The 14,066-nt window shown below is 61.5% G+C and carries 13 protein-coding genes and 1 pseudogene; 3 read left to right on the forward strand and 11 right to left on the reverse strand.

Annotated features, from left to right (window positions below):
• The 6 genes from ACTHL0_RS02250 to ACTHL0_RS02275 form a co-directional block, all read right to left on the reverse strand.
• Positions 1–1,362: sugar ABC transporter ATP-binding protein (locus tag ACTHL0_RS02250; RefSeq protein ID WP_440564957.1), on the reverse strand; the 1,362-nt coding region annotated here is incomplete at its 3' end.
• A 78-nt stretch (positions 1,363–1,440) separates the two neighbouring features.
• Positions 1,441–2,400, reverse strand: a complete 960-nt coding sequence (locus ACTHL0_RS02255) for a sugar ABC transporter substrate-binding protein (RefSeq protein WP_440564958.1) — start codon at positions 2,398–2,400, stop codon at positions 1,441–1,443.
• Between the two features lie 233 nt (positions 2,401–2,633).
• On the reverse strand, positions 2,634–2,954 hold the full coding sequence (locus ACTHL0_RS02260) for a hypothetical protein (RefSeq protein WP_440564959.1): 321 nt from the start codon (positions 2,952–2,954) through the stop codon (positions 2,634–2,636).
• A 5-nt stretch (positions 2,955–2,959) separates the two neighbouring features.
• The gene (locus tag ACTHL0_RS02265; RefSeq protein WP_440564960.1) at positions 2,960–3,370 is read right to left on the reverse strand and encodes a hypothetical protein; all 411 of its coding nucleotides are present in this window, start codon (positions 3,368–3,370) and stop codon (positions 2,960–2,962) included.
• A gap of 482 nt (positions 3,371–3,852) precedes the next feature.
• Complete coding sequence (locus ACTHL0_RS02270; RefSeq protein WP_440564961.1) at positions 3,853–5,154, reverse strand: MFS transporter; 1,302 nt, start codon at positions 5,152–5,154, stop codon at positions 3,853–3,855.
• A gap of 145 nt (positions 5,155–5,299) precedes the next feature.
• Complete coding sequence (locus tag ACTHL0_RS02275) at positions 5,300–6,190, reverse strand: LysR substrate-binding domain-containing protein (RefSeq protein ID WP_440564962.1); 891 nt, start codon at positions 6,188–6,190, stop codon at positions 5,300–5,302.
• Positions 6,191–6,570: 380 nt separating this feature from the next.
• Here ACTHL0_RS02275 and ACTHL0_RS02280 point away from each other — a divergent pair, with 380 nt between their 5' ends.
• A complete protein-coding gene (locus tag ACTHL0_RS02280; protein ID WP_440564963.1) occupies positions 6,571–7,080 on the forward strand; it encodes a DUF1269 domain-containing protein in 510 nt (169 codons plus the stop codon).
• A 469-nt stretch (positions 7,081–7,549) separates the two neighbouring features.
• Positions 7,550–7,675, forward strand: coding sequence for a hypothetical protein (locus tag ACTHL0_RS02285; RefSeq protein ID WP_440564964.1), 126 nt, complete (start codon positions 7,550–7,552; stop codon positions 7,673–7,675).
• 80 nt (positions 7,676–7,755) lie between these two features.
• Here the strand turns inward: ACTHL0_RS02285 and ACTHL0_RS02290 are convergent, their stop codons facing one another.
• Together ACTHL0_RS02290 and ACTHL0_RS02295 are read right to left on the reverse strand one after the other, a co-directional pair.
• Positions 7,756–9,321: a sulfatase-like hydrolase/transferase gene (locus ACTHL0_RS02290; protein ID WP_440564965.1), complete on the reverse strand. Its 1,566-nt coding sequence runs from the start codon at positions 9,319–9,321 to the stop codon at positions 7,756–7,758.
• Positions 9,322–9,381: 60 nt separating this feature from the next.
• Positions 9,382–10,722 carry an MFS transporter gene (locus ACTHL0_RS02295; protein ID WP_440564967.1) on the reverse strand — a complete coding sequence of 447 codons (1,341 nt, stop codon included), beginning with the start codon at positions 10,720–10,722 and terminating at the stop codon, positions 9,382–9,384.
• A gap of 198 nt (positions 10,723–10,920) precedes the next feature.
• On the opposite strand from ACTHL0_RS02295, the gene ACTHL0_RS02300 reads away from it, so the two are divergent.
• On the forward strand, positions 10,921–11,904 hold the full coding sequence (locus ACTHL0_RS02300) for a LysR substrate-binding domain-containing protein (RefSeq protein ID WP_440564968.1): 984 nt from the start codon (positions 10,921–10,923) through the stop codon (positions 11,902–11,904).
• 46 nt (positions 11,905–11,950) lie between these two features.
• On the opposite strand, the gene ACTHL0_RS02305 is transcribed toward ACTHL0_RS02300, so the two are convergent.
• From ACTHL0_RS02305 to ACTHL0_RS02315, 3 genes and pseudogenes are all read right to left on the reverse strand, one after another.
• The gene (locus tag ACTHL0_RS02305; protein ID WP_440564969.1) at positions 11,951–12,898 is read right to left on the reverse strand and encodes a dimethyl sulfoxide reductase anchor subunit family protein; all 948 of its coding nucleotides are present in this window, start codon (positions 12,896–12,898) and stop codon (positions 11,951–11,953) included.
• 42 nt (positions 12,899–12,940) lie between these two features.
• On the reverse strand, positions 12,941–13,681 hold the full coding sequence (locus tag ACTHL0_RS02310) for a 4Fe-4S dicluster domain-containing protein (RefSeq protein ID WP_440564970.1): 741 nt from the start codon (positions 13,679–13,681) through the stop codon (positions 12,941–12,943).
• Positions 13,678–14,066, reverse strand: a pseudogene (locus ACTHL0_RS02315) (formate dehydrogenase); the annotation flags it as partial. The gene ACTHL0_RS02310 and the pseudogene ACTHL0_RS02315, both read right to left, overlap by 4 nt.

The raw sequence follows: 14,066 nt of genomic DNA on the forward strand, positions 1-14,066 counted from the left end.
GAATTTCGCGCCGACGTCGATCCCGCGCGTGGGTTCGTCGAAGAGCAGCACATCCGCGTCGCGTTCGAGCCAGCGCCCGATCACGACCTTCTGTTGATTGCCGCCCGAGAGCTCGCCCACCGGCTGCTGCTCGTCGGCACAGCGTATCCGCATGGCGTCGATGTGCCGCTTGGCGAGCGCGCGTTCGCGGCCACCGTCGATCCAGCCGAAGCGCGAAAGTGCGCCGAAGTTGTTCAATGCAAGGTTGGAGGCGATCGACTGCGTGAGCATCAACCCTTCGCTCTTGCGGTCCTCTGTGATCAATGCGATGCCTTGCTTCACGGCATCGGCTGGCGAGCCGATTCGCGCGGGTTCGGATGCCGTGCCGATCGTGACCGAGCCGCCGTCCTTGGCGTCGGCGCCGAAGATCGCGCGAAGCAGTTCCGTCCGCCCCGAGCCGATCAGGCCGCTGATGCCGAAGATCTCTCCCCGCTTCACCTCGAACGAGACATCCCGTACCGCTGCCCCGCGCGAGAGTTTGCTGACACGCAGCATCGGTGCGCCGATCTCGCGCTCGCCCAAGTCGATCGTTTCGCCAATATCGCGGCCGACCATCTGCGTGACGAGCCGGTCCGTCGTGTAATCGGCGATCGGTCCAACGCTGACGAGCTTGCCGTCACGCAGCACTGCGATGCGATCGGCGATGCGCGCCAGCTCCTCCAGCCGATGCGAGATGTAGACGATCGAGACGCCTTCGCGCTTCAACCGTTCCACCTGACCGAACAACAGATCGACTTCGCGCCCGGTCAACATGGCGGTGGGTTCGTCGAGAATCAGCACGCGGCAATCGCCGATCAAGTTGCGGGCGATTTCGACGAGCTGCTGATGGCCGATGCCGAGCTCCGCGACGAGCGTATCGGGGTCGAGCGAGTCGAGCCCGACACGCGCCATCGCCTTGCGCGCGTCTTCGCGCAGACGCTTGCGTGAAATCCAGCCGATCCCTTTGACGGCCGGCAGGCAATTGAGAAAAAGATTTTCAGCGATCGAGAGCGTCGGCAGCAGGTTCAGCTCCTGCATCACCATCCGCACACCGAGCGCTTCCGCTTCCCGGCGGCTCGCGGGCGCATAAGGCTGCCCGCAATAGTGCATGGCGCCGCAGGTCGGCGTCACGAGCCCGCTGATGATCTTCGATAACGTGCTCTTGCCGGCGCCGTTCTCACCCGTGAGCGCCAGGACTTCGCCCGCGTTCAGCGTCAGATCGATGCCTGACAGGATCGGCACTGCATAGGTCTTGCCCACGCCGCCGACCGTCAGCACCGCCTCGCGCGATGGTGCGCTGCGGGCCGTATCCGCGGTATCTGTTGGTGTTGAAACTGCTCTCATGCCCCCTCCTTCGCATGCTGAGCCGGGCGAAGCCTCATCCCGGCTCCGCCCGGCTCAGCGTCGAACCGACTGACTGCTTTACTTCTTCACGACCAGTTCGACCGGCGTTTCGATGAGGCTCGACAGTTCGCTTTGCTTCTTGTGTTCGTGGATGGCCTTCAGTGCCGTCTCGATACCGAACACGGCCTGCTTGGCGGCGAACTGATCGACCGTGGCCAATACGCGGCCGTCTGCCAGCATCGGCTTCACCGCGGCGATGTTGTCGTAGCCGACCACGGTCACCTTGCCTTGCTTGCCCGCCGCGCGAATCGCGGCAACGGCGCCGAGCGCCATGTTGTCGTTGCCGCACAGCAGGGCCTTCAGGTTCGGATAGGCGTTGAGCATCGCCGACGCCACCGCGTTGCCCTTGTCGATTTCCCAATCGCCCGATTGCACGGAGACGACCTTGGCGCCGGCCTTGTCCATCGCATCCTTGAAGCCGGCCGTGCGTTGCTGCGCGTTCGTCGTCGTGGAGACACCTTCGACGATGCCGACTTCCTCACCACGGCTCAGCTTCGCGGCGAGATAGTCGCCGGCGAGGCGCGCGCCCTTTCGATTGTCCGGACCGACGAACGGCACCGTCATGCCCTTCGACTTCAACACGTCGGGATCGAGACGGTTGTCGATGTTCACCACGACGATGCCCGCATCGATCGCTTTCTTGATCACGGGCACCATCGCCTTCGAATCGGCTGGCGCGATCACGATCGCATCGACCTTCGAGACGATCATTTGATCGACGATGCGGATTTGCGCGGCCGTATCGGTTTCGTCCTTGATGCCGTTCGACACGAGATCGAAATCGGCAGCGTGCTGCTTCTGATAATCCTTGGCGCCCTCTTCCATCGTGAGGAAGAACTCGTTCGCCAGCGACTTCATGACCAAAGCAACCTTCGGTTTGTGGGCTGCACCTTGCGCGTATGCGCCCATCGGCAACATGACGGCGGCGGCCAACCCGATGCATGCGGCGAGCACGCGGCGACGGACGGGGGTCTTCATGGGATGTCTCCTGAGAATCGTTCGATATGTTGTTGTTGCGACTACCTGCTCCGCGGCGCGATGATGTTCGCAACCGGTTGCGCAACCGGTTGCGCAACAAACATCGGCTAATTCAGAGCCAATTGCGCCGCGCAACCGGTTGCGGATCGAATGTTCGAGGAGCTGTTGCGTAAAGTCAACCGCCGGACGTTGTGCAGTGCGCCAATCCGGCGTCGCGTCCGCGCAGAATGGCCTTATCGACTATCGAGCAGTTTGAGCACGGCGCCTGTGTATTCACTCAGCGTCGCGCGATGCCTCGCCGACAGATCCGGCGCCGGAAGCGCGGCGATCGCGTCTTGCATGGCGAGCCGCAGCGACGCCGCGATCGCCTGGCACTGTGCGGCCGTCAAATGCGGCAATGTCAGATCCAAAAACCGGCTCAACACGGTTGTGCGCGCGCCAAGATACGACACGGCATCGGCATGGGCGCGAAGCGAACGCTCGAGCGCGTGCGTCGCCTCGGCCGGAGTCTCGCTTTCCGTTGCCACGCCGACGGCCGAAGCGCTAGTCGACAAGCGATTCATCGTTCACTCGCCCCGTAGGGCATTTCACCCACGAAATCGCGCTCATAGTGACGGCGCGCGGCATCGGGCCAATCCCGCGCATCGCGCAGCGCATGTCGCCGCAGCGCAACCAGCGCCGCGGCCGCCTCCGGATGCAGCCGTGCGAATTGCCGTTCCACCTCGCAATCGGCCCGGGTCCGCCGCAATGCCTGCTGAGCGATCTCGAACACGACGTGGAACGCGCTATCGTAGCCGCCAATGTTCACGCCCGACGGATCGAAGTCGGTTGTGACACCCAGTTCGCCCCGATGCCGGCTCACCAGCGCAAGCTTGAATGCCTGTCCCAACGGCTTCGCAAGCTGCGCCGTCAGGCGAGCCAGCTCGACTTCGAGCTCCCTGGCGTACTCGCTCAGATCCGCACGCGACATCTCTTCAACGGTTGCGCAGCAGTCGCGGCCCGCCGAATCCATCGGCGCCGGTGCCCGCCGCTTACGTCTGGGCGTCCGATTGCTGAGGCGCCGAAATCCAGTGCGCACTTTCAATTCGGATTCACTTAATTTCGATTCGTTCGGCGAAATGAATGGCATTGCGGCAATTAATCCAGTAAAGGGAGCGATGCCTCCCTCTCATGTGAAATAGCAGGCCAACGCGATCTCGCGGAACGGACGAAAGGAGGATGCCTGCCAAGAGACGGCCGCCAAGGATGAACGCACCCCGGCCCAGGCCGCGTGACTGCCAAAAAAAAACGACTACCTCTGCGTACCGCCGCGACCTCGACACAAGGCCGCGGCGACATTGACTTGCTCGGCCCCAGCTATAGCTAGAGGGCTGGAGCTTCAAACGGCGCCATGGATCACGTGATCGGCATGGCAACTTCGGATACGTTGGTTCGTCATCCGCGCCTTAGCGTTCAACGGCGCGCTTCGCTGTCCTGAACCGGCCGCCAGGCAATCGCGGCCAGCAAGCTCAACGATGCCGTGACGATCACATAAACGGCAGGCGCCAAATTGTTGTGAGTTGCCGCAATAGCCCACGTGATGATCGTCGCGGAAAACCCACCGAAGGTAATCACGGCAAGGTTATAGGCGATCGAAATACCCGTCGACTGCACGCGTGCAGGAAACAGTTCGCTGATCGCCGCCAAAATCGGACCTTCATAGCAGGCGATGACGAAACCGAAGAACAGCTGGAACACGATCAGCGATTCAAGCCCCGGATTGCGATTGACATACCCAAAGAGCGGATACGCCAGCGCGATCGCGGCCACCAACGCGCCGATCATAAAGGGCTTGCGACCGAACCGATCCGACAGATGTCCAAAGACCGGCGTCGCCACGAGCACGATGGTTGCCCCGACGAGGACGGCAATGAAGCCTGTGGAGGACGCCAGCTTGAGCGCCTTGACCGCATACGTCGGGATATAGAACAGCAGCACATACGAGCAGACGGTCCAGAAGACGACCAGGCCGAAGCCGATCAAGACACGCAATGAACCATGGCGCAGGATATCGCGCACCGGTGCCGACTCGCGGGAGGATCGATCCAGACTATCGGATTCCACGAGGCTGGTACGAATGTATAAACCGACCGGTCCGAGCAGCAGCCCGAACAGGAATGGAAGGCGCCAGCCCCACGAGTCGATTTGCTCCGGGGACAGGAAATGGACGATCGACGTGCCCAGCGCAGCGCTCAGAATGATGGCGAATCCGATACTCGCCTGAATCCAGCTCGTATAGTAGCCACGCCGCTGTCCGGGTACGCGGTCGACGAGATACGCCGTCGCGCCGCCCATTTCTCCCCCCGCGGAGAAACCTTGCAGCAGCCGCGCCAATACGATGACCGCCGGCGCCAGCAGCCCGGCCTGTTTGTACGTCGGCGCAAAGCCGATCAAGGCGGTACCGGCCGTCATCAGCGCGATGGTGATGGTGAGCGCCACTTTCCGGCCGGCCTTATCCGCCAGCGCGCCTAGCACGAGCCCGCCCACCGGCCGCATGAAGAAGCCGACACCGACAGTGGAAACCGACAGCAGCAGCGATACGTTCGGGTCCCCGACGGGAAAGAACAGCTTTGCGATGATGATCGCAAAAAAGCTGTACGAAATGAAATCGAACCACTCGAACCCGTTCCCGATGATCACCGCCAGCACGGCGTGTCGCCTTGCAGCCTCGGCGCTGACGGCGACTTCATCCAAATATAGTGATACGTTTTGCATGGAAATCCTTATCTATTATTCTCACTTACTCTCTCAGGAAATCTGCTGTTGCAGATGCTATGGCATTCCCGCCAAGTCTTACTCGGAAATATTTTCGGTCTGCTCCGACGAAAAGGAATGGTTGAAGGAAAAGCGATCGTCTCCTCTATGTGTTTTCGAGGATCCAGTTTTTGAAAGCGCTTACAGCCGCGGTATCGCGGCGCTCCGTGGGCCAAAGCAAGTGATAGGCGCCCCCGAACGTGGCGCTTGCCTTTGACGCCTTGACGAGTTGCCCGGCCTGCACCATCGGGGTCACCATCTTGTCCCAACCGAGAATAATCCCTTGCCCTCGTAGAGCAAGATTCAACAACAGCGGATAACTGTTGCATGTAATCGTTTTCTTCGGACGCGTCGATTTGGCACCCGTTAGCTTGAGCCAGTTATGCCAGCCCATCCATTGACGCTGCTGCTCATCAGCGACAAGCAGCGTCTGTTCAAGCAATTCATCGGGCTGCAGCAGCGCGCCCCCGAGAAAGGACGGCGCGCAGTAGGCGCCCACGTCTTCCTCGATGATCCGGGTACCGGCAAGGCCCGGCGGCATGACATCGCGCACGTAATAGACGCCGACATCGAATTCGGATGTATTCAGGTGCAGCAAGCCGTCGCGCACGAGAATGCGCACCGTGATGTCCGGGTATGCGCGTCCGAAGGACGTCACCCGGTCGATCAGAAACATATTCGCGGTGCCCGCGGCGGACGCGATGGTGAGCTTTTGCGGCCCGGGGTCCTTCATCAGCTTGGCGGTGAATTCGGAGCAATCGACGAGCATGTCATGGACGAATTGCGCGTATTGCTGGCCGGCCATGGTGAGCCGTAGAGAATGGCCATCGCGGATAAACAGCGCGACACCGAGGAAGTTCTCTAATTTCATCACCGACTTGCTGACCGCGCCTTGCGTCACGTTCAACTCGTCGCCGGCCCGAGTGAAATTGCCTAGCCTCGCGGCGGCATCGAATGCAACCAGGTATTGAAGCGGTGGGAGTGGATTGATTTTCATCTTTATCGTCGATCAGTCAGGCAGCCGCACCGCGCGAGTACGGCGCCGCGCACTCGGCGCGCTACCGTCGGTTTTATGACCTTTCCATGCGCCCGCCACACAATCGGCATAGTGCCGAAAAATATGCGGATCATTACTCAGCTTCAGTGAAGCCGCGACCTGTCAGAATTAGTAGGTCACGCAGCCGCATTAATCTGATAAATGACCCGCATCCCACAGCGTAACGTAAGAAGCATTGACGCGCCCGCCCCGCGAATCTTTCAAACCGAAAGGATCGGCGCAGGGGCGTACGCTCGAGCACCCTTGAACGCGCCGGCAGCGCCTATGATGAAGATCATCGTCCCGCTTCGGACGATGAGCGCTTGATCGAGGAGTGCATCATGAGGCGCCTTTACTTCCTCGTGCCGGATCCGGCCATCGCGAAAGCTGTCGTCGACGATTTGCTGCGTGCTCGAATCACTTGGCAGCACATTCATGTTCTCGCCAACCACAACGTCGCGCTCGAAGAGTTGCCCGAGGCGTCGCTGCTGCAGCGCAGCGACGTCATTCACGCGTTGGAACGCGGCGTCGCACTCGGCGGTGCCACCGGCGCGTTCCTCGGCCTCGTGGCGCTGGTATTTCCGCCGGCCGGATTGACGATCGCGGGGGGTGCCGTCGTTGCCATGACGCTCGCCGGAGCCGGCTTCGGGGCCTGGACCGCGACCATGATCGGCGTCGACGAACCGAACGCCCGGCTCACGCGCTTTCGCGAAGCAATACGAGACGGTCAGTTGCTGTTGATGGCCGACGTTCCGGCCTCGCGCGAGCATGAAATCGAGCAGCTGGTGGCGCAGCACTTTCCTCAAGCCGACCTGCGTGGCGCCGAACCCACAACGCCGATCTTCCCGTGACGTTTTTTCTCCATCGTCCGCGCCTGCTCCTCCAATAGCCCTGGCGGGTCCGTCATCGCCTGATGGCGCCGCCGTACGGCTGCGTCTGATGAGGCGCGGAGCCGGACTGCGGAGTCCGGCGTCGCCGTTTTACGTCTCAACGAACGACGTGCGGCATCGATGTTTCATTCCTGCGACGCTTTTCGTGGGCCACACATCGAATCGGTTTTCCCCTGCAGCATTTCGATTCCGCCTATCGTCTTGACTCAAGCACGCGTGTAAGCGCATTGCATCCTGCTCGGCCAGCTATGAAAGCCTCGCGATCCCGCTCGATGTTTCTCGACCGAAACGTTCAGAGAGGCAAATCGAACCTTCGCGACGCTTCGGTAGCCGCAATGACGCACCCGATATAAGCCACGCACCGATGGCATAGGACCTGCTCAATATCCGTGCATCAACCTCACGCCCCCCTTCCCGTGAGGAGGAAAAAATGAAATATCTATTGATTGCCATATTGAGCAGTCCCTTCATGCTCGCCTATGAGTTGAAGCCTTTGGAAATGCAGGAAGCGTTGACGCAAGCGCTGCGTTTCGTGCTGAACCATATCGTGGGCTGAAAATGTCGAATGATTCGGAATACGGTTCGTGGAAAACCAATCGTGAATTCGATTCGAGCAGTTCGATGCACGATTACGGCTCACCACACCCCGTAGAACACCCCGGCGTTCGTGTACTGGTGCGTGCCGCGCTCGACGTCATCGAGCGTGACAGTCGTACGATTGTGCAAACTCAGTCGCCAGGCCAGCAACCGTTCACGCATGGACTGCCGCACAGCTTCGAATGCCCGCTCCGTACCGAGATCGAAGAACTCCTCCGGATCCACTCGCAAGTTGAAAAGCTGCGGCGCATACCCTTCCCAATGGATGTACTTCCACGCATCGGTCCGCACCATCCAGCCACGGCAAGCATCCGGGCGACGGCCCAGAATCTGGCGTGCCTGCCGATACCCGTAGTCCAGTTCCGAGAACACAGCATCGCGCCACGGCACGGATGGGTCGATATCACGCGTCAGCGCCAGCAATGAGCGGCCTTCTATCCGATGCGCTGGAATCGGGATACCGAGCGCATCGAGGATCGTCGGCACGGTGTCGATCGCTTCGACGAAACGCCGATCGCTGCTGCCGCGCGTGGCGTCGGCCTCGCGCGACGGATCGTAGACGATATAGGGCACGCGCTGAACCGCGTCGTAGAACAACTCTTTCTCGCCAAGCCAATGGTCGCCGAGAAAATCGCCGTGATCGGCCGTGAAGACGATCAAGGTGTCCTGCCAACGCCCCAGCTTGTCCAGCGTTTCCCAAAGCCGCCCGAGATGATCGTCGAGTTGGCCGATCAAACCTTGATAAGCCGGCCGCACCTTCGCGATCACCTCATCACGCATAAAGTTCGCGCACTCCTCCTGCTGAAAGTACGCACCCGTTACGGGATGCGGCTTGTCGCGCTCTCGAGGCGCGCGCTGGACAGGCAGGCATTGATCAAATGTGTACTTCGCATGGTACGGCGCGGGGGCCACGTACGGCCAGTGCGGCTTCACGTAAGACAGATGCATCGCCCACGGCCGTTCGCCTTGCGCTTCGATGAAACGGATCGCCTGATCGGTGGTGTACGCCGTCTCCGAATCGCCTTCACGCACACGCGCGGGCAAATGCACGTTGCGCATCTGCCAGCCGCTCACAATGCGGCCATGTTCGTCCTCGGCCGAAACGACGTAGTCGCTCCACGGATCGCGACTCGCATAGCCCCGATCGCGCAGGTACTGGGCGTAGCCGCCGGCCGGCTCGGGATGGTGCCCGTCGTAGCGATCGACCAGCTTGAAATGCCCCTCGCGCAGCAACGCACTCAACGCAGGGTCGCTGTCCAGTGCCAAACGCTGCATGCCACGGGTGTCCGGTATGACATGCGTCTTACCCACCAGCGCCAGCGCCATGTCGCGTTCGGCGAGATATTCGCCCAGCGTGATTTCGTCGATCGAGAGCGGCACACGATTCCATGTCGCACCATGACTCGCAACGTAACGCCCGGTATAGAACGACATCCTGGACGGACCGCACACGCCCGACTGAACGAACGCACGATCGAACTTCACGCCGTACCGAGCCAAATGATCGATATTGGGCGTAGCGAGATACGGATGGCCATAGCATGACAGATGGTCCGCCCGCAGTTGGTCGCACATCACGAACAGCACATTGCGAATTGACGACATCGTAGGGACTCGAATCGAAAAGCGGAAAACAAAAAGCGGCGAAGGGTCAGCGTGTCAACGTCAGCGCCCCAGCGCGCCATCACGCGCACCGATCCCCGCCTCGCCACCGCGCCGCCCGAGGTCAGGCATCGGCCACAACGAAAAGAGACCAACGATCATCGCCGCCGTCACGAAGTAAGCGGGCATCATCTTGTTGCCCGTTTCATCGATCAGCCAGGTGACGAGAAATGGCGAGAATCCACCGAACAGCGTGGTGGCCACGTTGTACGAAATCGACAATCCCGTTGCCCGCACCGGCGTCGGAAAGAGTTCGGCCAGCGCGGTCGATGCCGGTCCCAACGCGGCCGCCATCAGTACCGCGAAGACGAGTTCAACGTCCAGCAGCCGCGCCAAGCTAGGCATGTCGACCAGCCAGACGAACAGCGGATAGATCGTCAGCACATAAAGCCCCATCGACACCCCCATCACCGGCTTGCGGCCGATGCGGTCCGACAGCAGCCCGAAGAGCGGCGTCAGAATCATCCGCAAGGTGCCCGTTGCGATAAGGACCGTGAACGGCGCTGAGACGGGCAAATGGAGCTGCCTCACCGCATACACGGGTAAATACACATTCAACACGTACTGCGCGACCGAACTGGCGACGACTAACCCAAACGCAATCCAGAGCGCCGCCTGGTGCTCGCGCCACACGCGCGCGAGCATCGATGATTGATCAGCGGGCATTGCAACGGCCGCGCGTGCGTCCACGCTGTCCTCATAGGGCGGCGGCTCATGCAGCCGAGTACGAATATAGAAACCGACGGGGCCGATCAGTAAGCCGAAGAGAAAAGGAAGGCGCCATCCCCACGCGTCGAGCGCGTCGGCGTTCAACCCGCGTGTGACGAGCGCGCCCATCAGCGCAGCCGTCACCGCGGCGACGAACTGACCGAAGTTCTGCCAGCTTCCGTAGAAACCGCGGCGATGCGGCGGCGCGTATTCGATCAACATGGCCGTGGCACTGCCGAATTCGCCGCCGGCCGAGAGACCTTGCAGCAGGCGCGCCAACACGACGATGATCGGCGCGGCAATGCCGAGCGTTGCATATCCGGGCGTGAACGCCATCATCGCCGATGACACCGTCATCAAGAGAATCACCAGCGAAAGTGCAGCCTTGCGCCCGGCGCGGTCGGCATAGATGCCGAGCAAGATGCCGCCGATCGGCCTCATCAAAAAAGCGCTGCCGAACGTCGCGGTTGTCATCAGCATCGAAACCGTCGGATTCGACGACGGAAAGAATTGCCGCGCGATGATCACGGATAGAAAACCGAAGACAATGAAGTCGTACCATTCGAACGCATTGCCGATCGTACTGGCGATGATGGCGCGGCGGTTCGCGCGCACCGGCGCGACATGGATCGGCATGTTTCTCTCCTACTGGCTGCGGCGCTGAGGCCGGACTCGGCCGTTTTCTCGCGTGGGTATCGTACGGCGACGCTGCCATCAGCGCTCACAGAAGCACAAGGGCCATCCGCCTTGGCAGGCCTCGTCGATTCTCCCGATTTACATCGCGGCGGTCCAATGAGATATTGGTTTCAATTCATAAAATAAAGGTAATGAGTCGTGGTTTTAGCCACTCCCCACACTAACGCATCGGCACCGCTCGATCGCGGTGCGATCGAAAGCTACTTTTCCCGTCAGTTGAAGCTGCGGCATTTGCAATTGCTCGTGGCCCTGGCCGATCGTCAAACCGTCGCCAAAGTAGCAAGCGCGCTGAACGTGACGCAGCCCGCCGTCTCGAAGATGCTCGGCGAAATGGAAAAAGGCATCGGTGTGCCGCTATTCGAGCGCGATGGCCGTCGAATTCGCCCCACGCCCCATGGCGAGTGCTTGATCCGCCATGCGCGCGAATTGCTGTTGCTCGCGCAACGCGCCGGCGACGAGTTGCATGCGATGTCGAGCGGCACGGGCGGCCGCGTGGAAGTGGGGGTACTGTCGGTCGCTGCGCCCATTCTGATACCGGCCGCCGTGGGGTTGTTCAAGCAGCGCGCGCCGAGCGCCACCGTCTGCTTGCACGAAGGTACACTCGATCAGCTCGTGCCGGCGCTGCGTGCGAGCCAGCTCGATATGATCGTCGGCCGCTCGGCGCGCGCACACGCCACACCCGAATTCTTGAGCGAAGCGCTGTTCGACGATCCAACCGTCATCGTGGTGGCGCGCACGCATCCGCTCGCGCGGCGCAAGCGACTGAAGTGGGGAGACTTGGCCGGATTGGCTTGGATCGTGCCGAGTGCAGGCGCACCCATGCATCGGCATTTGCTATCGGTGCTGGAGACACACGGTGTGGAAACGCCGGTCAATATGGTGGAATCGGTTGTCATCGACGCCAACGTGGGCATGCTTCAGACGTACCCCATGCTGGGCCTGTTGCCTCGGTCCCTCGCGCGGCATCATGAGGAAACCGGCGCGCTGAAGATTCTGCCGCTGAGCCTGGGTGCGGCGCTCGGCCCTGTCAGTACGACGTGGCGAGCCGATGCGCAGGACACGCCGGCCGCGGCGCTATTTCGTGGATGCCTGAGCGACGCGGCGAAGATGGCGCGCGTCTGAGGCGGTGGCGCGTCGTCGTTATTCGGTGCCCTCCGCCTTATTCCCGTTACGATGCGCGCTGGTAGTAGAGGTTCTGCGGATGACGCGCGTCCGCGAAGAAGAACCAGCGCTCAGCGAGCAGTCCCACATACTGAATGATAAACGCCGCCCCGAGCGCGACCGCCGCCGCAACCGATCTCGGGATCCATGCGCCCGCGCTCGTCAGCACGAACGGCACCAGGAACGCGCCGGTCAGGAAGCCGATTTTGACAAGCCGCAGCGCACGTTCGCTACGCCCATGGAAGAACTCGCGCAGGTTGAATGCGCTCGCCGTGAAGCCGCGTGACTGCTGCTCGACCTTTGCGTGGCGAATCCCGGTCGCGCTCTGCACGGTCGATTTCGGCCTCAGGCGCGCGTTGCGAGCGAGCGACGCGAGGCGCGTAGCACACCCTGCAAGCGTCAGCACACACGCGCACGGCGCGAGTGCGCCGACCTGACCCGGCGCCAACCATGCCGCACAGGCGGTGGCCAATGTGCAGCCGGAAGCACAGCCCAGCAGCACAAAATTCACGAGCGTAAGGGGGCTCGCCCATTCCTGTAGAAAGCGCAAACAGGCATAGATCATCGCGGTGCAGACGAAGAGCGCTACGCTCGCCGCGGCGGCGGCCGCGCCGATCTCGAGCGTGCCGCTCAGGCCGGCCCAATGCGCGCCGCCGTAAACGGCTGTCAGCAACAAGAACACGGGCAAGGCAATGCATTCGCGCGAGAGCCACGACGTACGCCACATCGCGATCGCGCGCCACGCCCGCTCGGGATGACCGAGATGGAAAAATGACGCCACCAGCCCGAGCACGCCAAGCATGACCGCCAACGCCGCACCGAACACATAGAACAGGGACGGCACATCGAGGCTTGCGGCGCGCGCGCTCGCTTCGACCGCAACCAATGTAAGCAACAACCCCTGCGCCGCGCCGCACAGTGTCGTGAGAAAGATGACTGAAAAAGCCGGCCGCATGGGCGCTCCGTCGAAATTGAAGAGGAATGTGTCGTGTTCGGTTCAGCGTTGCGCAGCCAGTGCGGCAAGATCGATCTCGCCGCGCTCGAAACGCGCTTCGAATGAATCCGCCTTCGCAGCCGCAGCACTACCGCACCCGCTGCCTTGACCACAGCCGCATACAGGCTCGGTCTTTACCCGAGGCAGATAGTGATTCGAAGGCTTCGTGTCCCACTCCGGCATCAGCTGATAGCCGCCCCGTTCTCGAATCGCAACCGACACATCGGATTCAGGATCGTGGATATCCCCGAAGATCCGCGCGGACGTCGGACAGGCCAGCACGCACGCCGGCTTGCGATCGCGTTCGGGCAAGGCTTCGTTGTTGATCCGATCGGCGCACAGCGTGCACTTGGTCATTTCCTTGCGGCCTTCGTCGAGTTCGCGGGCGCCATAGGGGCAGGCCCATGCGCAGTACTTGCAGCCAATGCACTTGTCGTAATCGACGAGCACGAGGCCGTCCGATTTGCGCTTATAGCTGGCACCGGTCGGGCACACGGGCACGCACGGCGGATCCTCGCAATGCAAACACGACTTCGGAAAGTGGATCGTGTCCGTCATCGGAAACACGCCGGCTTCATAGGTCTGCACACGGTTGAAGAACGTGCCGGACGGATCGTCGTCGTAGGGGCGAACGTCCGTAAGACTGCCCGCTTCGCCCGAGGTATTCCATTCCTTGCAACTCGTCACGCAGGCATGGCATCCCACGCAGACGTTCAGATCGATTACGAGGGCCAGTTGGGTCATTGTTCGTCTCCTTGCCGCTGATGAAGCGCATCGCCCTGCGTTGTACCGAACATGGCTGCTCGCTTCAATCGCGCAGCAAACTCGCCTTTACCCGCAAAATACGCTTGAACGCGCTGCATTACGCTCGTCGAACCGGGCATCGGATGCATCGCGGCGAATTGCGGCAGTGTGGTCGTGGCGTCAGCCTCGGCCCGATAGATGCGGACGCGCACGTCGTACCAGCCGGCCTGCCCCGTGATCGGATCCGAGTTGGACATCCGCTCACCGGCGCGCATATCGCTTGGCAGTTCGTCCGTAATGACGTGGTTCAGCAAAAAGCCGCGCTGCGATTCACCGGCGTTGGGCCCCAGATTCCAGGCGCCAGCTGCTTTGCCGATCGCGTTCC

Origin of the sequence: Trinickia sp., assembly GCF_051961175.1 — a bacterium.
Taxonomy (GTDB): Bacteria; Pseudomonadota; Gammaproteobacteria; order Burkholderiales; family Burkholderiaceae; genus Trinickia.